The organism is Mesorhizobium sp. B2-9-1 (assembly GCF_006439455.1).
Taxonomy (GTDB): domain Bacteria; phylum Pseudomonadota; class Alphaproteobacteria; order Rhizobiales; family Rhizobiaceae; genus Mesorhizobium.
The window spans coordinates 149,574-170,857 of the sequence record NZ_VFTP01000003.1; the positions used below are offsets into that span (position 1 = coordinate 149,574).

The 21,284-nt window shown below is 63.8% G+C and carries 20 protein-coding genes; 7 read left to right on the forward strand and 13 right to left on the reverse strand.

What is annotated here, in order from left to right; genetic code table 11:
• The 4 genes from FJW05_RS08190 to FJW05_RS08205 all read left to right on the forward strand — a co-directional run bounded on the left by FJW05_RS08190 (position 1) and on the right by FJW05_RS08205 (position 4,880).
• On the forward strand, positions 1-750 hold the full coding sequence (locus FJW05_RS08190; protein WP_246673279.1) for an enoyl-CoA hydratase/isomerase family protein: 750 nt from the start codon (positions 1-3) through the stop codon (positions 748-750).
• A gap of 5 nt (positions 751-755) precedes the next feature.
• Positions 756-2,384 (forward strand): AMP-binding protein, encoded by a 1,629-nt coding sequence (locus FJW05_RS08195; protein WP_140630177.1) that lies wholly within the window; start codon positions 756-758, stop codon positions 2,382-2,384.
• A gap of 42 nt (positions 2,385-2,426) precedes the next feature.
• A complete protein-coding gene (locus FJW05_RS08200; protein WP_140630179.1) occupies positions 2,427-3,428 on the forward strand; it encodes an AraC family transcriptional regulator in 1,002 nt (333 codons plus the stop codon).
• A gap of 333 nt (positions 3,429-3,761) precedes the next feature.
• Positions 3,762-4,880 (forward strand): branched-chain amino acid ABC transporter substrate-binding protein, encoded by a 1,119-nt coding sequence (locus tag FJW05_RS08205; RefSeq protein WP_140544018.1) that lies wholly within the window; start codon positions 3,762-3,764, stop codon positions 4,878-4,880.
• Between the two features lie 579 nt (positions 4,881-5,459).
• Here FJW05_RS08205 and hpaH read toward each other — a convergent pair.
• Genes hpaH through FJW05_RS08240 form a run of 7 tightly spaced genes read right to left on the reverse strand, consistent with a single transcriptional unit; the run spans position 5,460 to position 11,802 of the window.
• On the reverse strand, positions 5,460-6,263 hold the full coding sequence (gene hpaH, locus FJW05_RS08210) for a 2-oxo-hept-4-ene-1,7-dioate hydratase (RefSeq protein WP_181164894.1): 804 nt from the start codon (positions 6,261-6,263) through the stop codon (positions 5,460-5,462).
• On the reverse strand, positions 6,263-7,141 hold the full coding sequence (locus tag FJW05_RS08215; protein WP_140630182.1) for a fumarylacetoacetate hydrolase family protein: 879 nt from the start codon (positions 7,139-7,141) through the stop codon (positions 6,263-6,265). The genes hpaH and FJW05_RS08215 overlap by 1 nt, the downstream gene beginning before the upstream one ends.
• 28 nt (positions 7,142-7,169) lie before the next feature.
• Positions 7,170-8,576 (reverse strand): pyridoxal-dependent decarboxylase, encoded by a 1,407-nt coding sequence (locus tag FJW05_RS08220; protein WP_140630184.1) that lies wholly within the window; start codon positions 8,574-8,576, stop codon positions 7,170-7,172.
• Positions 8,577-8,597: 21 nt separating this feature from the next.
• Positions 8,598-8,849, reverse strand: coding sequence for a hypothetical protein (locus FJW05_RS08225; RefSeq protein ID WP_140630186.1), 252 nt, complete (start codon positions 8,847-8,849; stop codon positions 8,598-8,600).
• 27 nt (positions 8,850-8,876) lie between these two features.
• Positions 8,877-9,857: a 3,4-dihydroxyphenylacetate 2,3-dioxygenase gene (gene hpaD / locus FJW05_RS08230; protein WP_140630188.1), complete on the reverse strand. Its 981-nt coding sequence runs from the start codon at positions 9,855-9,857 to the stop codon at positions 8,877-8,879.
• 12 nt (positions 9,858-9,869) lie between these two features.
• A complete protein-coding gene (hpaE, locus tag FJW05_RS08235; RefSeq protein ID WP_140630191.1) occupies positions 9,870-11,387 on the reverse strand; it encodes a 5-carboxymethyl-2-hydroxymuconate semialdehyde dehydrogenase in 1,518 nt (505 codons plus the stop codon).
• Positions 11,388-11,415: 28 nt separating this feature from the next.
• Positions 11,416-11,802 carry a 5-carboxymethyl-2-hydroxymuconate Delta-isomerase gene (locus tag FJW05_RS08240; protein WP_140630194.1) on the reverse strand — a complete coding sequence of 129 codons (387 nt, stop codon included), beginning with the start codon at positions 11,800-11,802 and terminating at the stop codon, positions 11,416-11,418.
• 233 nt (positions 11,803-12,035) lie between these two features.
• Here FJW05_RS08240 and hpaR point away from each other — a divergent pair, with 233 nt between their 5' ends.
• The gene (gene hpaR, locus FJW05_RS08245; RefSeq protein ID WP_246673311.1) at positions 12,036-12,446 is read left to right on the forward strand and encodes a homoprotocatechuate degradation operon regulator HpaR; all 411 of its coding nucleotides are present in this window, start codon (positions 12,036-12,038) and stop codon (positions 12,444-12,446) included.
• A gap of 6 nt (positions 12,447-12,452) precedes the next feature.
• On the opposite strand, the gene FJW05_RS08250 is transcribed toward hpaR, so the two are convergent.
• Together FJW05_RS08250 and FJW05_RS08255 are read right to left on the reverse strand one after the other, a co-directional pair.
• On the reverse strand, positions 12,453-12,962 hold the full coding sequence (locus FJW05_RS08250; RefSeq protein ID WP_140544004.1) for a flavin reductase: 510 nt from the start codon (positions 12,960-12,962) through the stop codon (positions 12,453-12,455).
• A gap of 11 nt (positions 12,963-12,973) precedes the next feature.
• On the reverse strand, positions 12,974-14,518 hold the full coding sequence (locus FJW05_RS08255) for a 4-hydroxyphenylacetate 3-hydroxylase N-terminal domain-containing protein (protein ID WP_140630961.1): 1,545 nt from the start codon (positions 14,516-14,518) through the stop codon (positions 12,974-12,976).
• Positions 14,519-14,609: 91 nt separating this feature from the next.
• Between FJW05_RS08255 and FJW05_RS08260 the strand changes: the two genes are divergently transcribed.
• Positions 14,610-15,479 carry a helix-turn-helix domain-containing protein gene (locus FJW05_RS08260; RefSeq protein WP_140630964.1) on the forward strand — a complete coding sequence of 290 codons (870 nt, stop codon included), beginning with the start codon at positions 14,610-14,612 and terminating at the stop codon, positions 15,477-15,479.
• Positions 15,480-15,529: 50 nt separating this feature from the next.
• Here the strand turns inward: FJW05_RS08260 and FJW05_RS08265 are convergent, their stop codons facing one another.
• From FJW05_RS08265 to FJW05_RS08280, 4 genes are read right to left on the reverse strand one after another with little or no spacing between them, the layout of a single operon-like run.
• A complete protein-coding gene (locus FJW05_RS08265) occupies positions 15,530-16,888 on the reverse strand; it encodes an aminotransferase class III-fold pyridoxal phosphate-dependent enzyme (protein WP_140630199.1) in 1,359 nt (452 codons plus the stop codon).
• 25 nt (positions 16,889-16,913) lie between these two features.
• A complete protein-coding gene (locus FJW05_RS08270; protein WP_140630202.1) occupies positions 16,914-17,579 on the reverse strand; it encodes an HAD-IA family hydrolase in 666 nt (221 codons plus the stop codon).
• Positions 17,576-18,826, reverse strand: coding sequence for a Tm-1-like ATP-binding domain-containing protein (locus FJW05_RS08275; RefSeq protein ID WP_140630204.1), 1,251 nt, complete (start codon positions 18,824-18,826; stop codon positions 17,576-17,578). The genes FJW05_RS08270 and FJW05_RS08275 overlap by 4 nt, the downstream gene beginning before the upstream one ends.
• Before the next feature lie 38 nt (positions 18,827-18,864).
• Positions 18,865-19,629 carry an IclR family transcriptional regulator gene (locus tag FJW05_RS08280; RefSeq protein ID WP_140630207.1) on the reverse strand — a complete coding sequence of 255 codons (765 nt, stop codon included), beginning with the start codon at positions 19,627-19,629 and terminating at the stop codon, positions 18,865-18,867.
• Between the two features lie 178 nt (positions 19,630-19,807).
• On the opposite strand from FJW05_RS08280, the gene FJW05_RS08285 reads away from it, so the two are divergent.
• A complete protein-coding gene (locus tag FJW05_RS08285) occupies positions 19,808-21,253 on the forward strand; it encodes an APC family permease (protein WP_140630209.1) in 1,446 nt (481 codons plus the stop codon).
• The last annotated feature ends 31 nt before the right edge of the window (positions 21,254-21,284 follow it).

Consider the following 21,284-nt stretch of genomic DNA (forward strand, 5'->3'; position numbering starts at 1 on the left):
TTGACACCTACTGTCTTCATTAGAGACGACGGGCCAATTGCCTGGATCATGCTGTGCCGGCCCGAGCGCCTCAATGCCATGAACAGGCAGCTCGTAGACGAGCTCTCACAGGCGCTCGCGCGGGCTGAAGCTAATCCGTCCATCCGAGTTGTCATCCTGCACGGAGAAGGTCGAGCCTTTTGCTCCGGCGACGACCTGAAGGATCTCGATGCCCAGACCTCGTCGGAGGCTGCGACACAGGCCTGGGTCGAGGCCATCCAGAACGTCACCCTGCAGATCATGCAGTCACGCAAGATCGTGATTGCCGCCGTGCATGGCTGGTGCGTGGGCGGCGCGCTTGAATGGGCCGTGAACTGCGACTTCAGGCTCTTTGCGGACAATGCGCGCTGGTTCTTTCCTGAAGTAACCTACGGGCTGTTCGTCACTGGCGGCGTTACCGCCCTGTTGACCAAGCAAGTCGGACCACAAGTCGCCAAGGAATTGATGATCCTGGGCGAAAAGCACGATGCCAAAAAGGCGCTTGAGGTCGGCATCGCGTGGAAGCTGGTTCCCCAAGCAGAGTTGCTCAGTGAGGCGGAAAAACTGGCCCGCGCGATAGCGGAGCGCCCGGAGGGCGCCGTGGGCGACATCAAGCATGCCATCAACAACGGCTTCCACTCTTCCCTAGCGGATGCAATGGCGCTCGAGACCAGGGCCACGGTAAGCGGCTTCCTGTCTCCGGATGCGCAGGCACGAGCCAAGGATTTTTGAGCGCGATGACGATGCTTGAAGTCGCCCCTTCCTCCTACATCCCGGGTCAGCATGACGGCGATCTGGAGACCCGGGTTCTGCCGAAAATCCTGCTAACGCAGGCCGAGCGCCTGGGCGACAGCCCGTTCATCGATATCTGCGGACGTTCTGCAAGTTTCGAGGAGATGCAGATCGTTTCGGGACGGCTGGCGCGAGGCCTGCGCGGCCTTGGCATCGGCAAGTCCGACCGAGTGGCGATGCTGCTGCCCAATTGTCTCGAGCTGGTCGCGATGTGGTTCGCCGTGGCGAGCCTTGGCGCCATCGAGGTGCCCAGCAATCCGGGCCTGAAGGGTGACCTGCTCTGCCACAACCTGAACAATTGCGGCGCCGAGCTCCTCGTTGCGGATGCGAGCGCGCTTGACGAGCTCGCCAGGGTCCAGGACCGGCTGCCGGAACTGCGTACCCTCGTCCTCGTAGGTGCCGATCCAGGCGAAGCTCGGGCGGCCGGCATCCGGATCGGCCGCATCGTCGGGTTCGAGGAATGCATGGCCGGGCAGCCGGATTTCGACTTGGCCGACGTCCACTATTCCGACCCGATGGCGATCCTCTACACCTCGGGCACCACCGGCCCGGCCAAAGGCGCTTTGATGTCCCACCACCACTGCTATTCCTGGGCGGCGGCGATGGCGCTCAATCTCGGCTACACGACAAGCGACAGTTACTTCTCGGCATTGCCGCTGTTTCACACCGACGCGCAAATGTTCGGCGTCTACTTGCCGCTGATCTACGGCACGCGCACGACGCTGGTCGAGGCCTTCAGCGTGTCACGGTTCTGGGACCAGGTCCGCGCCAGCGGCGCCACCGCCACGAACCTGCTCGGCGCGATGGCGGTCATCCTTTCGCGTCAGCCGCCTTCCGATGGGGACGGCGCCAATCCGGTGCGCATATGCCAGTGCATTCCTATGGTGCCGGACAAGGAAGCGTTCGAGCGGCGCTTTGGCATACGGCTCGTCACCGGCTACGGACAGACGGAGACCAGTTTCGTCACCCTCGACACAGTGGGAGATACGAGAGCGGGCTCCTGCGGTCGCCCGCATCCCGATTGGGAAGTTGCGATCGTCGACGACAGGGACCGGCCTCTGCCGCATGGGTCCCTCGGCGAGATCGTGTCACGCCCCCGCAGGAACTGGAGCATGTTCTCCGGCTACTACCGCGCCGATGCCAAGACCGTGCAGACACTGAGAAACCTTTGGTATCATTCCGGCGATGCCGGCTGCATGGACGAGGATGGCTGGCTCTACTTCAAGCACCGCTTGAACGAGGCGATCAGGCGGCGGGGCGAGAACATCTCCGCCTACGAGGTCGAGACCGTCGCCGAGAAGCATCCAGAAATCGTGGAAAGCGCCGCGTTCGGGATTCCGTCCGAATTCACTGAGGAAGACATCATGGTCGTAGCCCAGCGCCGGCCAGGTTCGACGCTGGAGGCGGCCGAACTGCTTGCGCACTTCAGGACATCGGCGCCGCGCCACATGGTGCCTCGCTATATCGAAATCACCGACAAACCGCTTCCGCGAACTCCGACGGAGAAAATCGCCAGGACCGCCTTGCGGCAGCAGGGTGTCAGCGCGGCCACATTCGATCGGGGTGAACGCTAGAGGAAGCAGAACGCAGGTAGAAGGATGACGGAGGCTCAGGCAATGCAGCGTCGGATGATCGCTCCCTGCTTCATGAACGATACGCTCGAATGCCTTCGCCGCCACAACGTCGAGGTGGAGCCTCTCTTGGCTCGCGTCGGGCTGCCGCCAGCGATTTCCGAGCCAATATCGACCGAACAATATGGCGCGCTCTGGCACGCCGTCGCGCAGACGATGGATGACGAGTTCTTCGGCGAAGGCGCCAGGCCAATGCGGGCGGGCAGTTTCGCGCTGCTCTGCCAGGCGCTGCTTTCCACCGAGACTCTGGAACATGCCGTGCGCAGGGGCCTGCGCTTCCTGCGCGCCGTGCTCGACGACCCGCATGGCGAATTGACCATCGGCAACGGGCTCGCCGAGATCAGGCTGAGCGAGTCCGGGCCGTTGCGTTCGGCCTTCGCCTACCGCACCTTCTGGATCATCGTCCATGGCGTGAACTGCTGGCTGGTGGGCCGGCGCCTTCCGATCCGCTGGGTGGACTTCAAATGCAGCATCCCGCCCACGGGGAGCGACTACCGTCTGTTCTTCGGCGCGCCGGTGCGGTTCGATCAGCCTCAGAGCCGCCTCGTCTTCGATGCCGAATTCCTGAAGCTGCCGGTCATCCGCGATGCCTGCACATTGCGCGAATTCCTGCGCAAAGCCCCGGCCAACATTCTTGTGCGTTACCGCCACGACGAAGGGCTCTCGGCGGCCATACGCGGGCGACTTCACGCCACCGCGCCCGCTTCATGGCCGAGCTTCGAGCGCCTTGCCGCCGGCATGCGCATGCAGGCGCCGACCTTGCGCCGCAGGCTTCAGTCGGAAGGGCAGAGCTATCGCTCGATCAAGGACGAGATGCGCAGGGCCCTGGCGATGGAGGCCCTGCTCAACGGCAGCCGCAGCGTCGCCGACCTCGCCGCCGATATCGGCTTTTCCGAGCCGAGCGCGTTTCATCGCGCCTTCCACAAATGGACCGGCAAGAGTCCGGCCTTGTTCCGACGCGAGGCTTCGTCCGACGCCCGATTCTGACAACGCGCCGGCGAATTAGCAGGCAGGCGACGCGTTCCCGAAACATTGCAAAATCGATCAACAAATCTGGGTCTTACGGTCATCGCATGCCACTTGGCTTGCAGCCAATATGCCCGGTAGCGCAGCCGCGGGGACAGGTTAGATGCGGAGCAAAGGCGAGACGTTTCTCGTGAGGGGGCCGGCTCCGGCCTGATGCCTGACCCGCTGGCATCGGCCATGACCTGATCCAACGGCAGGCCGGTCCGCGCCGAATTCTAGTCAGCTCGATGCGTCGGACGTGGGCATCGCATCGAAGCCTCAACCAGTGCCCGCCACGAAAAATGGGAGCCTAATATGAAGAAACATCTCTTGTCGGCGGTGGCGGTGACCGCGCTTGTTGCGTTTGCGGGCACCGCTTGGGCGGATATCGTCATTGGTGTCGCCGGGCCGATAACCGGTCCGAATGCCGCTTTCGGCGCGCAGTTTCAAAAAGGCGCAGAACAGGCAGCAGCCGACATCAACGCGGCCGGTGGCGTGCTCGGCCAGAAAATCAAGATAGAGATCGGCGACGACGTCTCCGATCCGAAGCAGGGCATTTCGGTCGCCAACAAATTCGTCGCGGACGGCGTGAAATACTTGGTCGGTCACTTCAATTCGGGCGTGTCGATCCCTGCCTCGGAGGTCTATGCCGAAAATGGGGTGCTCGAGATCTCGCCGGCGTCCACCAATCCGCAATACACCGAGCGCGGCCTCTGGAACACATTCCGCACCTGCGGCCGCGACGATCAGCAGGGCAAGGTCGCGGGAGACTATATCGCCGCGAACTTCAAGGATGCCAAGATCGCCATCATCCACGACAAGACGCCCTACGGTCAGGGCCTCGTCGACGTCGCCAAGAAGGACCTGAACGCCAACGGCATCAATGAAGTGATGTATGAAGGCATCAATGTCGGCGACAAGGATTTCTCCGCGCTCATAGCCAAGATGAAGGAAGCGGGCGTGACGCTGATCTACTTCGGCGGTCTTCACACCGAGGCGGGCCTTATCATGCGCCAGTCAGCGGACCAGGGCCTGAAGGCGACATTGTTCTCGGGCGACGGCATGGTCTCGAACGAACTGGCCTCGATCGCAGGCGATTCCGTCATCGGCACCCTAAACACCTTCTCGCCCGACCCACGGAAAAATCCCGCGGCGAAGGACATCGTCGACAAGTTCCGTGCCTCCGGCTTCGAGCCCGAAGCCTACACGCTCTACTCCTACGCGGCGGTCCAGATCGTCGCCGCCGCGGTCGACAAGACCGGTTCGGCCGACGATGCGCAGAAGGTCGCCGAGACCATCAAGGCGAGCGGCCCGTGGAAGACGGCGATCGGCGACATCAGCTATGACCAGAAGGGCGACATCACGCGTCCCGACTATGTCATCTACGAATGGAAGAAGGGCGCCGACGGAAAGCCGACATACGCGCAGAAATAGGCCTGGAGCGGTGCGTGCGAGGATGCCCGCCTATAATCCGGGCAACCTCGCCGGGGTGACTTGCCGGTCCATTCCACGGGGCCGACGGTCTGTCGGGCGTCGCCGACCCTCCAGGAGGTCGAGCACAACATTCGCGAGCTGTCGGGTGTGAGGACCGCAGCCACGCCATGGTACAGCAGGAATTGACAGTACTGCAGCGGAATGACGTCTCCGACCACTGCTCCGACGTTTTTGACACTCTGCGCCCTTCAGCGCACTGATGCGCACACGCGCGCGTCGATCGCTCACGGCCTCAGGCAGGAGGACTTCGCACTGATGGAACTGGGGCCCGAATTTGCTGCCGCTCCAAGCTGCAGGATATCATTATCGCAGACCATGACGGCTATGGCTTTGCACTCAAGCCCCTTGGCCAGATGCTGGTCCCGATAGCGATACGTCCTCCAGCGTCCGGAAAGCTCAAGCTGCGTAAGCAATGATACGGCTTTGGTTCCCAAGTCGCGACCATCAGCAAGTGTCGGTATTGGTGATTGCGTGTCCCGGCAGGCAACGCAGTACTTTCGCGCGAAAATTGGTGGTTGGTTAGGCGAAGAAGACACTCACCCTGCCGTAGGAGCCAAAATCGGAAACGATCTGGTCGCCATGCCGGCATTCGACCGGCCGGATGAAGGAACCCGACAGCACGACCTGTCCGGCCTCGATCTGCATGCCGTATTGATGCAGCCGGTTGGCGAGCCAGACGATGCCTTTGGCGGGATGATCGAGCACGCCGGCGCCGAGCCCCGTCTCCTCGACCTCGCCGTTGCGCGACACGATGGCGCCGATCCAGCGCAAGTCCGCCTCGCGCGGGCCGGCCTTGCGGCCGCCGACGACGATGCCCGCATTGGCGGCATTGTCGGAGATCGTGTCGACGAAGGTGCGAATCTTGCCGGTCTCTTTGTTCATCCGCTCGATGCGGGTGTCGAGGATTTCCAGGGCCGGGGTGATGTGATCGGTGGCGTCGAGCACGTCGTCGATCGAGATGTCGGGGCCGGCCAAAGGCGCCTTCATGACGAAAGCGATCTCGGCCTCGATGCGCGGCTGGATGAAGCGATCGGCCGGCACCGTGCCGCCGTCATCGAAGAACATGTCGTCGAACAGGATGCCTGAATCGGGAATGTCGATGCTGAGCGCCGACTGCATCGCCTTGGAGGTCAGGCCGATTTTCCAGCCTTTGATCGCCAGTCCGGACGCTTCCTTCCGCTTCACCAGCGCGGCCTGGACGCGGTAGGCGTCGTCCATCGTGGCTTGCGGAAAATCGAGGCTGAGCAGCCTGATCTGGCGGCGATCGCGCTCGGCCTCGAACAGTTTTTGGGCGGCGCCCTCGATCTCCGCCTCGGTCATCATCATTTGGTTTCCTCGTCCACGACCCCGTTGCGGAGCAGCCCGATACCTTCGGCCTCGACCTCGATTACGTCGCCCGGCTTCAGCCAGATCGGTGGATCGAAGCGGGCGCCCGCGCCGGTCGGTGTTCCCGTCACGATGACATCGCCCGGCACCAGCGTGGTGAAGGTCGAGATGTAGTTGATGATCTTGCGGAACGAAAAAATCATGCGGCCGGTGCGGTCCTGCTGACGCAACTCGCCATTGACGCGCGTCGTCAGCGCGATGTCGGCGATCTGCGCCTCATCGGTGAACGGCACCAGCCACGGCCCGATCGAGCCGGTGCGATCGAAATTCTTGCCTTGGGTGACGTTGAACTTGGCATGGCGCACCCAGTCGCGGATTGTGCCTTCGTTGCACAGCGAAAGTGCCGCGATATGGTCGAGCGCGTCGGATTCCGGGATCCGGCGGCCGCCCTTGCCGATGACGATGACGATCTCGCCCTCATAGTCGAGCTGCGGCGATTCCGGCGGCCGCACCAGCGGCGCGCCATGGCCGACGAAGGAGCGTGGAAAGCGGATGAACAGCGACGGGTTGGAGGGTGCTGCCTGCCCGTCCTTGTACTCCTCGTTGCGGTCCGGATAGTTGACGCCGACGCAGATGATCTTTTCGGGCGCAGGCACGGGAATCGCGTAGGTGATCTCGCCCAGGCTGAGATCGGCCGGCAGCGCGGCCGCTTCGTCGACGAGGCGCGGCAGGGCGCCCGCCGCCACGACCTCGCGCAAGGTCGGCCATGTGTTGCCGTGACGTCGGGAAAGATCGACGATGCCGCCGCCCTTCACGAAACCAAAGCCCGATCTCCCCTGATGGGAAAAGCTGGCGAAACGCGGCTGTTCGGTCATGTCGTCTCCATCTGCTCCGCATCCGAGCCTAAGTCGTCTGGCGCGCGATCTCCGTGATCACCGCGAATGCGGTTTCGGCATCCTCGCGCGTCATCTCGAACTGGCCGGCCTGGAAGCGGATCGCGATCGCCCCGTCGACGCGGGTCTGGGTAAGATAGATACGGCCGTCGTCGTTGATGGCATTGACCAGCGCGATGTTGTGCCGGTCGGGATCGCCTGGCGCCTTGTGCCGGAAGGAAAACAGCGACAGCACCGGCGCGCTGACGATCTCGAAGTCCGGCTCGGCGGCCAATTTTTCCGCCAGTTCCACCGACCATGTCACATGGTTCCGGATCATTGTCCGCAGCCCTTCGAGGCCGTGGTATCGCAGCAAGAACCAGAGCTTCAGCGCCCGGAAGCGGCGGCCGAGCGGCACTGTCCATTCGGAGAAATTGATGACGCCGTCATGACCATGCGTCTTCAGATATTCCGGCTGGATCGCGAGCGTGCGCGCCTGCTCCCCGGGATCGCGCATGAACTGCACGGAGCAGTCGAACTGCGCGCCCAGCCATTTGTGCGGATTGAAGACGATCGAGTCCGCCGCCTCCACGCCATCCCAAAGCGTTCGAAATTCCGGACAAATCATCGCCGAACCCGCCCATGCCGCGTCGACATGCAGATAGAGGCCATGCCTTTTCACGACCTCGGCCACCGCCGCGATCGGATCGCAGGCGCCGATGGATGTGCCGCCGGTGCAGGCGATCACGCCGGCGGGCGTCAGCCCCGCGGTGATGTCGGCGCGGATGGCGACGTCTAGCGCCTCGGGGTCCATGCCGTGCAGGTCGCCCTTGGTCGGGATGCGCACTAGATTGGCCTCGCCGATGCCGGCCACCCAGATTGCCCGGTCGATGGAGGTGTGCGCTTGGGCCGACGCGTAGACGCGCACGGCCGTGTGCGCCGCCAGCCCCTCTTTGTTGCCCATCCAGCCAAGTGCCCGTTCGCGCATGACCAGCACTGCAGCGAGCGTCGCCGTCGAGGCCGAATCCTGGATCACGCCTGAAACGCCGGCGGGCAGGCCCAGCGCCTGGCGCAGCCAGTCCACGACCTTCATCTCGAGTTCGGTCGCGGCCGGCGACGTCTGCCAGAGCATGCATTGCGCGGCGATGGATGTGACGAGGTAGTCGGCGACCACCGACACCGGCGCGGCGTTCGCCGGGAAATAGGCGAAGAAGCGCGGATGCTGCCAGTGCGTCATGCCATCCGGAATAATCCGCTCGAAGTCGGCGAAGATCGCCTCCATCGGCTCACCCCGTTCAGGCGCGGCGTCGTCGATCTGGCGGGCGATGTCGCCGGGCGTCGTCTGCGCTCGCACCGGCCGGTGCCGCAAGGTCGTGCGGTAGTTGGCCCCCCAGTCGGCGGCCTTATGCGACCAGTGTCTGAATTCGTCGCTATCCATTGCCGGCGAGACCTTTCCGTTTCATACCATGAGGATGACGTTATCCGCCGGTCTCAACCTATTCGGAGATCGCTGGCTGGGCCGTGCGACGTGCTGGATGTAGGTTGGAGCATGCTGCATGGCCGCGTCGGCATTGCGCTTGACGAAAACGTCGATGCAGAAGCCACGCGTCAGCGCGACACAGGCCGAATCGTCGGCAGCCTTGGCAGTTGAAGCCGAGGCCACCAGCGTCGAGACGATTATTCCCAGCAGACGAGATGATCTCACAGGCATTCGATGCTTTCCTTCCCGGCTCGCCGATTATGGCGCCACAATCGGCGAGGCCGAGAGATCAGATTGATGCGGCTTCACGCCGGCAAAGACGCTGCCTTCCTCGAACCAGCTCTTCGGGGCCGGTGCGCCCCATAACGTCTGGCGCTGCGGGTCCTTCAGGTCCCATTTGATCGGCTCCAGATCGGGATCGACCGTCTGGTAGTCCGAGCAATAGATCTCGATGCGATGGTTATCCGGATCGCGGATGTAGAGGAAGAAGGCGTTGGAGATGCCGTGCCGTCCGGGGCCGCGCTCTATATTCGGCAGCCAACCGGTGGTCGCCATCAGGTCGAGCAGGTCGATGATGTTGAGCGGCGTCGGCACCCAGAAGGCGACATGGTGCAAACGCGGGCCGAGGCCATTGGTGAAAGCGATGTCGTGCACGCCGCCCTTGCGGTGCGTCCAGGCCGCCCACAGCTTCCCGGTCTCGGCGTCCTCAGTGTACTCGGTCACGCGGAAGCCGAGCTCGTTGTAGAAGGCCACCGATTCATCGACGTTTGGCGAGAAGCAGTTGAAGTGGTCGATGCGCAGCGGTTTCACACCGTGATAGAGCGCGTATTTCTGGTGGATCGGCGGCAGCCTTTCCATCCTCGAATAGAATTCGAGCGGAATGCCGTGCGGGTCGCGGGTGCGGAAGGTGCGCGACTGGTAGGGCCGCTCCACCCATTCCACCGGCAAGCCTTTGCCCTTGAAGAAGTGCTCGGCCTTGTCGAGATCCTCGTCGGAAAACACCTTGAAGCCGAGGTCGCGGGCTTCCGCGGTGGCGCCTTTGCGCAGCACGATGCAATGGTGGCCGCGCTCCTCCAGTGCGCGCAGATAGATGGCGTCGGATGTCTCGTCGGTCACCTGCAGGCCGAGTGTGTCGACATAGAAGGCGCGTGATTTCGCCAGGTCGGTGACGGCGAGCTCGACATGGCTGAGTCGCACGATGTTGAAGGCAGGGTAGAGGTTGGGTTGGGGCAGGGCCATAGGTGTCTCCCGTCAGCCGCCGAGCTTCTGGATCGAATGCTGCGTCGTGGCGAACGCGACGTTCTTGGTTTCCATGTAGAAGTCGAAAGACCAGTCGCCGCCGTCGCGGCCGATGCCCGAGTTCTTGACGCCGCCGAATGGCGTCGGCAGATGCCGCACATTTTCCGAGTTGACCCAGATCATGCCGGCGTCCAACGCATCGGTGAAGCGGAAGGCGCGGGTGACGTCCGAGGTCCAGAGATAGCCGGTCAGGCCGTATTGCGTGTCGTTGGCGAGCGCCAGTGCATCGGCCTCGTCCTTGAACGATATGGCGGTCAGCACTGGCCCGAAGATCTCTTCCTGGGCAATGCGCATCTTGTTGGTCGCGCCAATGAACAGCGTCGGGCTGACATAGCAGCCGCCGCCCGGGCCGGTGAATTTGCCGCCGCCGGCGGCAACGACCGCCCCTTCCGATTTGCCGATCTCAATGTAGGAAAGGACCTTTTCCTCATGCACCGGATGGATCAGCGGGCCGACCACGGTTTCCGGGTCGAGCGGATGGCCGACCTTGATGCGCTTTGCTTTCTCCGCCACCAGCGCGGTGAACTTGTCATAGACGCTTTCCTCGACCAGCAGCCGCGACGACGAGGTGCAGCGCTCGCCGTTCAGCGAATAGATCATGAAGACCGCGGCGTCCGCGGCCCGCTCTAAATCGGCGTCGGCAAAGACGATGACTGGGTTCTTGCCGCCGAGCTCGAAATGCACCCGCTTCAGCGTCTCGGCGCCTTGCTTCATGATCATCGAGCCGGTGCGGCTTTCGCCGACGAAGCCGATCGCCTTGATGTCGGGATGTTCGGTCAGCGCCCTGCCAGCATCCTCGCCGAAGCCGTTGACGAGGTTCCAGACGCCCTTGGGCAGGCCGGCTTCCTCGGCGATCTCGACCAGAAGCCTGGCCGTCAGCGGCGAGAACTCGGCCGGCTTATGGACGATCGTGCAGCCGGCGGCGAGCGCAGGCGCGATCTTCCAGGTCGACAGCATGAACGGCGTGTTCCACGGCGTGATCACGCCGACAGGGCCGATCGGCACGCGCGTCGTCATGTTGACCTGGTTCGGCGCACGGACCGTCTGGCCGTCGCGGGCTTCAGGTGCCCGGTCGGCATAGAAGCGGAAGTTTTCCGCGCCGCGCAACGCGGCCTTGGCCATGAACTTCAGTGACTGGCCGGTATCCATGCATTCGACGAAGGCAATCTCCTCGGCGCGCGCGACAATGCCGTCGGCGATTTTGTGGAGCAGCTTCTTGCGCGCGTCGCCGGAGATCGCCGCCCATTCCTTGAAAGCGGCCTTCGCCGCTTTGGCGGCGCGGTCGATGTCGGCGGTCTTGCCGCGCGCCACCTGGGCGATTGGCTTGAGGTCGATCGGGGAGATCGTCTCGTATGTCGAGCCGTCGGCGGCGGGCACGACCTCGCCGCCGATCTGGTTGAGCACGCCGTCCTTCCTGAAGCGCTCGAGATAGGCTTCGGCCTTCCTCAGATTGTCGTCCAATGCCGCCATTGCGTCTTTCCTATTCTCTGCCGCCCGTTCACTTGCCGCGCAGGCGCGGGTGGATGGCGTTCTTCTTCCAGCTGAGCTCTGCGTCGATCTCGCGGATCTCCAGCGACAGCGCGAAATGCGGCGTCGCAAACAGCGGTGAAAGATGATCGGTGACGGCCGCGAAGATCGCCTCGCCGGCGCTTTTCTTTTCTTCCGCCGTGCGGCCCTTGCCGATGCGGAAATTCATGTCAATGAAACCGTTCTCAGGCAGCCGGTCGGCAATCGCATAGGCCTCGGCGCGGAAGGCCCGCACGCGCACCGCGCCCGGCTCGAACAGGCCAGTCCCGAGAATGGTGCGCGAGACCAGCGCGCAAAGCTCGGCCACGTCGACCTTCTGGTCGAGATTCGCCGAATATTCGATCGCCATATGAGGCAAAGGTTTCGTCCGCCGACGGTGTTTGTAATTAACACGTGAATTACATCTTGACGATCGAATGTCAAGCGTCGTTCTGTATCTGGATGGGCTTCCAGGCGCCGGGATTGCCGCTCCCGGCAAAATCGCGGATATAGCTGCGATCCGTGCCTCGTTTCGCGTTGCGAGTCGCGTGGAATTGGAATTTTTTTGGAGATCTGACCTTGCTACCGCCTAACACACGCCGCTCCTTGCCGATGGCGCTTCTGCGTGCTCGCGAAGTGATCATGGCGCATTTCAGGCCGATGCTCGCCCGCCACGACATCACCGAGCAGCAGTGGCGCGTTCTGAGAGTCCTTGCCGAGGCCGGGCCGCTGGAAGCGACCGAATTGGCCAACCGCGCCTCGATCTTGCCGCCGAGTCTCACCCGCATCATCAAGGCGATGGAGGAACGGCAATTCATCTCCCGTGACAAGGTCAAGAACGACGGCCGCAGGGCGCTGCTCGCCATCAGCCCGGCCGGGCTGGCGCTGATCGAGGATCTGTCGCCCGAGCGCATCGCCATCTACGATGCGATCGAGCGGCGATACGGCGCCGAGCAGCATGAGCACCTGCTCGACCTTCTGGAAAGCCTGATCCAGTCGGAATCGTCTGAAAATCAGACCTGATAAAATTTACCCACCGAAGCTGCCGAGTGCGCTCGGCTGCATGTAGTTGCGGCCGACATAAAGCAGTGCCGCCTCGCCGCTGCCGTGGCGGATGTCGATCACCCGGCCGAACATCACATTGTGCGTGCCGACCTTGTTCACCGCGCCGATCTCGCAGTCGAAGCTGACGATGGCGTCGAGCAGCGCCGGCATACCGGAAGGCATGGTCTGCCAGCGCGCGGCTTGATAGCGCTCGGCCATATCGCGGATCGCGCCGGCGAACTTCGCCGCCAGGTGCATATGGGACTGGGTCAGCACGTTGACGCAGAAGCGCTCGTTGGCAAGGAACATGCCCGTCTGCGCCGAGCGCTCGTTCATGCACACAAGCAGCGTCGGCGGATCGTCGGAAACGCTGCACATGGCGGTCGCGGTGAAGCCGCCGCGGCCTGCTGGTCCGTCTGTCGTGACGATGTTGACCGGCGCGCAGACCCGCGCCATGGCGTCACGGAATTCCAGTTTGGCGACCTGCGCCTCCATGGCCGGGCTCCTCAGCTTGCACCGGCCGGCAACGGCGGCAGCCAGGTGTCGCCGGTCCAGCCCTTCTCGTCATAGTCGGCCATGCAGGTATCGACCAGTTCCTCCATCGCTTTCAAGCGGCCGCCGCGCTCCGCCCCTTTCAGCACCTGCAGCCGCACCTCTTCCGGCGCGCCGGCATAATTGAGCTCGTAAAGCGCGTGGCGGCCGCCGAACTCGGTGCCGGTGGCGTCCCACAGCAATTTCATGATCTTGATGCGCTCGACATGGCCCATGTCGTTGGAGCCGCGCACATATTGCGCGAGGTAGCGGTCGATCTCCGGATTGTCGAAATCCTTCGCCGAGGACGGCAGGTAGATCAGCCCGGAGGCGATCACCCGGCGCACCGTGTCGATGACGCGCGGATAGGCCTCCGACATGAAGGTGCGGTAGGCGAGCGCCGCTTCCAGATTGGGCAGCACTGCACCATTGGCCCACGGGATCGGGTTGTGCGCCATGGCGTTGGAAAAGCTCCAGAACATATGGCGCAGCGCGATCACCTCGCCCAGCGCAGCCTGGTTGCCGCGGAAGGCGTCGCCGCCGGTCGCCCGCAGCGCCTTGGCTAGTAGGCCGGCAAGGAAGTCGAGCTTGACAGCAAAGCGCGTGCAGCCCTGAAAGCAGTAGCCATGCATGAAGCCCGACGCCGGGTGGAAGGACAGGATCTTCTGCGCGTCGCGCAGCACCAGCACGTCCTCCCAGGGGATGAAGACATTGTCGAGCACCAGGATCGCGTCATTCTCGTCGAAGCGCGACGACAGCGGATAGTCGAAAGGATGGCCGACGGTGTTCGCCGTCTGCTCGTAGGAGACGCGGCAGAACATCTTTATGCCGGGCGCGTTCATCGGCACGATGAACATCACCGACAGCGACGGATCCTCCGTCACCGTCGCCGAGCTCTGCGCCAGGAAATTGTAGTGGGTTAGCGCCGACGATGTCGCCACCACCTTGGCGCCGGACACCCAGATGCCGGCATCGCTTTCCTTAGTGATATGCACGAACACATCCTTCACCTGCTCGGCCGGCTTGTGGCGGTCGATCGGCGGGTTGACGATGGCATGGTTCATGAACAGGACCGCGTCCTGCGCCCTTTTGTGCCAGGCGCGCGCATTGTCCTTGAACGGGCCGTACCATTCGGCATTGGCGCCCAGCGTGTTCATCAGCGCCGCCTTGTAGTCGGGCGTGCGTCCCATCCAGCCGTAGGACATGCGCGACCAGTCGGCGATCGCCGTCTGCTGCTGGGCAAGCTCGGCGGCCGAATGGGCGACACGGAAATATTTGTGCGTGTATCCGCCCGAGCCGGTGTCGGTGGGAGAGGTCAGCACGGCCTGCCGGTTGGGATCATGCAGGGCATCGTAGAGGCGGGCCAGCGAGCGCGCCGAATTGCGCATCGCCGGGTGGCTGGTCACGTCGGCTACGCGCTCGCCATTGATATAGACCTCGCGTCCGTCGCGCAGACTGTCGAGATATTCGGCGCCGGTGAACGGCCGCTTCGTGTCGGCCCGGAAATCTTCCGATCGCATCATGATCCTCCCTTAACACGTTAACGATAGCGCTGGTCGTGCCAAAGGTTTATGGACGAAAGCATAAAACCATTTGGATTTTTTCGTCGTCATGGGCCAGACCGCCATTCCCGAGTTCTTTGTCTACGGCGAACCGGCGCGGGCGCTCGATGTCGGCTTCCTGCATGTCGAGACCGTGCAGGCCCGCGCTTCGGTGCATCGAGGGCACGTTCTGGCGCACAAACATCCGCAAATGGCGCAGATCACCCTCTGGACCGGCGGCAGCGGCAGCTACTGGATCGAGGACGAAACCTTGAGTTTTTCGGCGCCTACGGTGAGCTTCATGCCGAGCGGCGTGGTGCATGGCTTCAGCATCGAACCTGGCACCGATGCCATCGTCGTGTCGGTCGCAGATGAAGCACTTGTGGCCATCGCCGAGCATTCCTTGCTGCCGCTCGACCAACCGGTCTTCGTCACCGGACGCGGCGAGACGGCCCTGTGGGAGAGGTTGGGCGATACGGTCAGAATGATCCAGGCGGAATATGCCGACAGGCTGGTCGGTATGGAGAAAATCCTGCTACCGCTGATCGCTGTGGCGTTGTCGGGCATCGCCCGCCTGGATGCGGTATCGCATGCCGTCACCCTGCCAGCCGCTGTGGCGCTGGGCGGCCGCCTCCGGCGGCTGATCGACCGGCATTTTCGCGATGACTGGCCGGTCGAGCGCTATGTCGAGGAACTCGGCACCACGCGCCATCTGCTCGATAAGGCGGCGCGCCAGGTGCTGGGATCGGGCGTGCGGCAAGCCGTGGGCGAGCGCCGGCTGGTCGAGGCCAAGCGCCTGCTGCTGTTCACGGTGCGCCCGGTCGAGGACATCGCCTATGAGACCGGATTCAACGACCCGGCCTATTTCTCGCGCTTCTTCCGCCAAGCCGTCGGCCTGTCGCCGGCGGCGTGGCGGAAGGAGAGACTGGAGAGGCAGTAGGCAGTAGGCGGTATGTTCCATTCCTATTGCCTACTGCTAACCGCTATTTCCTAGGCCGCGGCAGCGGCCGTCAGGCCCGCATCGAGCGCCTCCGCAATCTTCGCCACATCGGCCGCCGAGATGACCAGCGGCGGTGACAGGATGATGGCGTTGCCGGAGACGCGCAGCATGACGCCTGCCTTGTAGGCGACGTCAGCCACCGCTGCCATCGTCTTCTTGTCGGCCGGCTTCTTGGCAGCGCGGTCCGAGACCAGCTCGAGCGCCGCCATCAGCCCCTGGTAACGGACGTCGCCGACCAGCGTGTGTTTGGTCTTCAGCGCTTCGAGTGCCTTGCCGAGCTCGGTGCCGCGTGCCGCGGCATTTTCGTTGACGGCGAGCCGCCTGGTCTCGGCCAGCGCCGCCAGACCCGCTGCGCAGCCGACGGGATGGCCGGAATAGGTGTAGCCGTGGCCAATCGCGCCGAAGCTGGTCTTGTCGGCCTCGAACACCTCGGCGACTTTGGCGCCGATCAATGTCGCGCCCAGCGGGAAATAACCCGACGTGATCGCCTTGGCGATGGTCATGAAATCGGGTTTCACGCCGGACAGGCGCGAACCTGACCAGGCACCGGTGCGGCCAAAGCCGGTCACCACCTCGTCGGCGATGAGCAGGATGTCGTGGCGGTCGCAGATCGACCGCACCATCGGCATGAAGCTCTCGTGCGGAACGATGACACCGCCGGCGCCGAGCACCGGCTCCATGATGAAGGCAGCGATGGTGTCGGCACCCTGGAAGGCGACCTCGTCTTCGATCGCCCGGGCGCAGAGTTTAGCCAGCTTCGCCGGGTCGGTCTCGTCGAACGGGTTGCGGTAGGTCCACGGCGCCGGTGTATGGAAGACGCCGGGCAGCAGCGGCTCGTAGTTGCGACGGAAATTAGCGTTGCCGTTGACCGAAGCGCCACCGAAATGCGTGCCGTGATAGCCCTTCTTCAGCGCCAGGAACTTCGTCCGGTCGCCTTGGCCGCGGATCTTCCAGTATTGCCTGGAGAGCCGCAGCGCCGTCTCCACCGAGTCCGACCCGCCGGAGGTGAAGAACGCCCGCACCATCCCCTCCGGCGCGAACCAGTCGCAGAGCTCGTAGGCGAGTTCGATCGACGGCCCGGTAGAGGTGCCGCGAAAGCCGGAATAATAGGGCAGGGCGTCGAGCTGTGCCGAGATCGCCTTCTTGATCGGGTCGCAGCTGTAGCCGAGATTGACGTTCCACAGCCCGCCGACGGCGTCGAGCACGGTCCGGCCGTCGATATCGGTCACCGACACGCCGTCGCCCTTCATGATGATCCTCGGCGGGGTCGCCCGCATCTCGGCCGGATGCGCCATTGGATGCCAGATCGGCTTGGCGTTGTTTTCGGTGAGAAAATTGATGTCACGCATCGGGAGGGACTCCGGGTTTTTCCAATCAGGGAAGCGCCAGGCCGAAATGGCCGAGCGCCTCGGCATGGCTTCGCGCCGGCTCTGCGACGTCGAAATGAACGGCAAGCATTCCGGCGGCAACCGCGCCGTCGACATTGCGCTTCTGGTCGTCGACGAAGACGCAGGTGGCCAGGGACAGCTGCAATGCCTCGCCGACCATCGCGTAGGCGCGAAGATCGGGCTTGAGGGTGTGGGTATAGGTTGCGTCGACGATCGTCTCGAACAGCGACAGGAGCGGCAGGCGTTCGCGGAACCCACTACCATAGAACAGATCGAGCTCATTGGAGAGGATAGCGAGCCTGATCCCTGCCGAATGGGCGATCCGGATCGCCTGCTCCGCCTCCGGCCGCACAACCGCTTGAGGGTCGGCGCCGCGCGCCCGCTGCACGAAGGTCGACATGTCCCGCCAGTCCTCGCCTACCAGCTGGCCGACTTCGCGTGTGCGTGTCTTCCAGTATTCGCGCTCGCTGATCTCGTCGGCCTGCATCGAGCGCCAAAGCGGGTCGGACGCCGGGTCGAACGGCCCGCGCCATGCTAGCGTGCCAGGTGCCAGCCCCAGTGCCCGCTCAGTCAGCGCATGCGTCTCGAACATCGTGCGGGTGACGACGCCGCCGAAATCGAGCACCAGCGCCTGTGGCTTCGCGCCGCTCATGCCGCGCACCTACCGGGCGGGATGATGCCCTCGGCAACCCAACGGTCGAAGACCTCCAGCGCCTTGGCGCTGAAGGCGGCATCGTTGATGTGTCCGGTAATCTCGTGCAGCTCGGCATTTTTTGGCACGCTTAGGCGCATCTCCTCGACAAAGGCCGCCAGCGCTTCCGGCTCGTACAGCGGCTCGCCCTGCTGGTCCCATTGCTGGACACCGCCGGCGGGTAGGATGAAGGCTGTCGGGCCGGTCGCCGCCGCGAGCTTCTCGCCGATCGCCCGCGCGATTTCCTTGCGTGTCGCGCCATCTGAGGTCACCGAGGCGAGCAGGCGGTTATGCGCATGGTAGGGCCGTTCGGTGAAGCGGGACGGCACGGCCTGCCAGGTCGGGAAATCGACCATGTCGACGGCGCCCGGCGCAACGATCTGCGGGATGCCCTGACGGCCCGCATTCTCGAGCCGGTCCGCGCCTGAACTCACGACCGAGCCGGTGAGATGGTTGGCGAGCTCCTGCAGGCTGAAATCGAGCACCGCGACGAACCCCTTCTGCGCGGCGATCGCCTCCAGCGCCCGTCCGCCCATGCCAGTGGTGTGAAAAACGATGACCTCGTAGCCCCGCTTTTCCAGCTCCGGCTTCAGCGTCACCATATATTGGAGGCAACTCTTGCCGAGCGAGCTCATGCCGATCCTCGGCCTGGCCGCGTCCGGCTTGACGACGGCGCGCGCGGCGCCCACCACCGCGCCGCTGGCCTGCGACAGCACCGCCTTGCAGGCGCTGTTGAGCCCATAGAGACCGCCGGCCCACAGGATCATCATCAGGTCGGTGGCGATGCGCTCCGGCGGCAACAGATGCGAATAGGCGATCGTCGAGACGACGAATTTCGGCGCGCCAAGCGGCAGAGCCAGCGCCACGTCGAGCGCAAGATCGGTGCCCATCGAGCCGCCAAGCGCGATGAAGCCGTCGATGTCGCCCTTGTCGTGCAGCGAGCGGGCGAGCCGCGAGGCGCCGAGCGCCATGAGCGTCATCGCGGTATTCTCGTCCCCGCTGGCGATGATCGCCTCTATCGTCGTATCGGCCGCCCGCGCCACGGCATGCCGGTCGTGCTCCGGCCGATAGGGCGGATCGCCAAGCACGCTGACGTCCATCATCACGGCGACGCCGCCGACAGCTTCGATGCGCTCGCGCATGAACAGAAGCTCGTCGGCCTTGGTGTCGCCGGTGCCGATAACCAGGATTCGGCGTGTCTCCTCCACAGTCAGTTCTCCTTGCAGTGTGTATCTTATTATGCCCGTTACGCCCGTTTGCGGCCCGGCAGGCCGCCGAAAAGCCGCTCGCTGATGCCGTGCGCCGCCGCCGCGACCCTGGCGCCGTAGCGCTCGATGTCGCCCTTTTGGACCCGCACCCCGGGCGCGGCGACAGCGATGGTGCCGATGGCAAAACCGTCGGCGCCGAGGATGGGTGCTGCGACGCTGAGCACGCCTTCCTCATACCCTTGCGAACCGGTCGAATGGCCGCGCGCACGGGCAGCGGCGATATGCTCGGCGAGCGTTTCGGCATCGCCGATTGTGTAAGGCGTAAAAGCGGCCATAGGTCCGGCGAGAACGGCTTCGCGGATACGGTCCTCGGCAAACGCCAGGAAGGCGATGCCGGAGGCCGTCGCATGCATCGGCAACACTTCGCCGGGCTGTACGCTGACCCGGTTGGCCTTTGTCGATTCGGCGACGTGGACCGAGATCAGGCCACGTTTTGAGTATTCGGAAAGATGCACCGTCTCTTCGGTTTCGGCGGCCAGGAGGTTCACCATCGGCACGGCAATGCGCAGGAACGGAAACTGCGCCTCGCGCATCAAGGCCAACCGCGTCAGGCCGGCTCCGAGCCGGTAGAAGCGCGTCGCCTCGTCCTGCTCGACCAGCCCTTGCGCGATGAGGGAGACCAGCAGCCGGCGCGTCGTCGCCTTATCGAAGCCGGCACCCTTGGCCAGATCGGCGAGTGCCGTTTCGGGCGTGCCGCGTCCAAGCATTTCCAGCAGCGAAATGGCTTTGGCCACCGTGCTCATCGCGTGCCTGCTCCTCCTTCAGATACTTAACGTGCGAATTAACTTGACAGCAAGTCGATTCCTTTGCAAGTCTAATATCGAAATGCCGTTGCAAATAATGAAATGCACGCACGGCCCGCCAGAAGGCTCCGGCATCTCAGGGACACTCGGTTTCCGCACAGCGGAGTTGGAGGGAAAGATGACTGCAATTGAAGCCGGTGAAGTGAACCGGCTGAGGAAGAATAGCCTTGGCGTTGGCGCCATCACCTTCATGGTGATCTCGGCAGCGGCGCCGCTCACGGCCGTCGCCGGCGGCACGCCGCTCGGCATGCTGATGGGTAACGGCGCCGGCTTTGCCGGCACCTACCTGATCGTGACGCTTTTGCTGCTGCTGTTCGCGGTGGGTTACGTCGCCATGTCGCGCCATGTCGGCAATGCGGGCGCCTTTTATGCCTATGCCGCGCGCGGACTTGGCGGCTTGGCCGGCGGCGCCACGGCACTGATTGCCATCCTGTCCTACAATGCCATGCAGATCGGCGTCATGGGCCTTCTCGGTGCCGCCACCGCCGGCCTGTTCGCCGGCTGGGGCATCGCCTTGCCCTGGTGGGTCTGGAGCTTCATCGCCATCGCCATCGTCGCCGTGCTCGGCTACCGGCAGGTCGACCTGTCGGCCAAGATTCTCACCGTGCTGGTGCTTGCCGAATATGTCGTCGTGCTGGTCCTCGACCTCACCATCCTCAAGACCGGCGGCGACAGCGGCCTGTCGGCCGCACCCTTCAGCTGGAGCCAGATCACCAGCGGCGCGCCGGCCATCGCCATCCTGTTCTGCTTCGCCGCCTTCATCGGCTTCGAGGCGACGACGATCTACGCCGAGGAGGCGCGCGACCCGAAGGTGACCATTCCGCGCGCGACCTATTTCTCGGTCATCCTGATCGGCCTGTTCTACATGGTCACCGCCTGGCTGATGGCCGTCGGTGCCGGTGTCGACAAGCTCTTGCCGGCTCTGCAGGGCCTGCAGGATCCGACCACCTTCCTGTTCGGTCTATCCGACCGCTATGCCGGAACGCTGCTCACGCACGCCATGAGCATCCTGTTCGTGTCGAGCCTGTTCGCCGGCGTGCTGGCGTTCCACAACGCGGTCGCCCGCTACATGTATGTCGCAGGCCGCGAGAAGCTCCTGCCGCTGTCGATCGGCGTGACGCATTCGTCGCACCAGAGCCCGCATGTTGCCTCGGTCATCCAGACCGCACTTGCCGCTGTTGTCGTCGGGCTGTTTGCCGTGCTCGGCCTCGATCCGGTGCTGGCGTTGTTCTCGTGGCTGACCAATGTCGCCACGCTCGGCGTCATCGTCATGATGGCGGTGGCCTCGCTCGCGGTCGTGATGTATTTCCGCGCCAATCCGTCGAGCCAGGAAAACGCGCTGAAGACCACTATCCTGCCGGCGCTGACCTTCATCGCCTTCGCCCTCATCATCTACCTGATCGTCATCAATTTCGGCAGCCTGTCCGGAGCCGGCGGTCTCCTCGGCGTGTTCCTGCCGCTGCTGGTGCTGATCGCCGCCGTCGTGGGCCTGCTTCTGGCGGGTTCGTTGAAGGGTCGTGATCCGGTTGCTTTCGAAAACCTCGGCAAGCCACCGCAAGATTAAAGCAGACAAGAGGGGCGGCGCATTGGCGCCG

What these genes read in the sequence shown, in the direction of transcription:
- FJW05_RS08195 (WP_140630177.1), top strand. Translation starts at nt 756, where the DNA reads ATGACGATGCTTGAAGTCGCCCCTTCCTCCTACATCCCGGGTCAGCAT.
- FJW05_RS08200 (WP_140630179.1), top strand. Translation starts at nt 2,427, where the DNA reads ATGCAGCGTCGGATGATCGCTCCCTGCTTCATGAACGATACGCTCGAA.
- FJW05_RS08205 (WP_140544018.1), top strand. Translation starts at nt 3,762, where the DNA reads ATGAAGAAACATCTCTTGTCGGCGGTGGCGGTGACCGCGCTTGTTGCG.
- hpaH (WP_181164894.1), bottom strand. Translation starts at nt 6,263, where the DNA reads ATGATGACCGAGGCGGAGATCGAGGGCGCCGCCCAAAAACTGTTCGAG.
- FJW05_RS08215 (WP_140630182.1), bottom strand. Translation starts at nt 7,141, where the DNA reads ATGACCGAACAGCCGCGTTTCGCCAGCTTTTCCCATCAGGGGAGATCG.
- FJW05_RS08220 (WP_140630184.1), bottom strand. Translation starts at nt 8,576, where the DNA reads ATGGATAGCGACGAATTCAGACACTGGTCGCATAAGGCCGCCGACTGG.
- FJW05_RS08225 (WP_140630186.1), bottom strand. Translation starts at nt 8,849, where the DNA reads ATGCCTGTGAGATCATCTCGTCTGCTGGGAATAATCGTCTCGACGCTG.
- hpaD (WP_140630188.1), bottom strand. Translation starts at nt 9,857, where the DNA reads ATGGCCCTGCCCCAACCCAACCTCTACCCTGCCTTCAACATCGTGCGA.
- hpaE (WP_140630191.1), bottom strand. Translation starts at nt 11,387, where the DNA reads ATGGCGGCATTGGACGACAATCTGAGGAAGGCCGAAGCCTATCTCGAG.
- hpaR (WP_246673311.1), top strand. Translation starts at nt 12,036, where the DNA reads ATGGCGCTTCTGCGTGCTCGCGAAGTGATCATGGCGCATTTCAGGCCG.
- FJW05_RS08250 (WP_140544004.1), bottom strand. Translation starts at nt 12,962, where the DNA reads ATGGAGGCGCAGGTCGCCAAACTGGAATTCCGTGACGCCATGGCGCGG.
- FJW05_RS08255 (WP_140630961.1), bottom strand. Translation starts at nt 14,518, where the DNA reads ATGCGATCGGAAGATTTCCGGGCCGACACGAAGCGGCCGTTCACCGGC.
- FJW05_RS08260 (WP_140630964.1), top strand. Translation starts at nt 14,610, where the DNA reads ATGGGCCAGACCGCCATTCCCGAGTTCTTTGTCTACGGCGAACCGGCG.
- FJW05_RS08265 (WP_140630199.1), bottom strand. Translation starts at nt 16,888, where the DNA reads ATGCGTGACATCAATTTTCTCACCGAAAACAACGCCAAGCCGATCTGG.
- FJW05_RS08270 (WP_140630202.1), bottom strand. Translation starts at nt 17,579, where the DNA reads ATGAGCGGCGCGAAGCCACAGGCGCTGGTGCTCGATTTCGGCGGCGTC.
- FJW05_RS08280 (WP_140630207.1), bottom strand. Translation starts at nt 19,629, where the DNA reads ATGAGCACGGTGGCCAAAGCCATTTCGCTGCTGGAAATGCTTGGACGC.
- FJW05_RS08285 (WP_140630209.1), top strand. Translation starts at nt 19,808, where the DNA reads ATGACTGCAATTGAAGCCGGTGAAGTGAACCGGCTGAGGAAGAATAGC.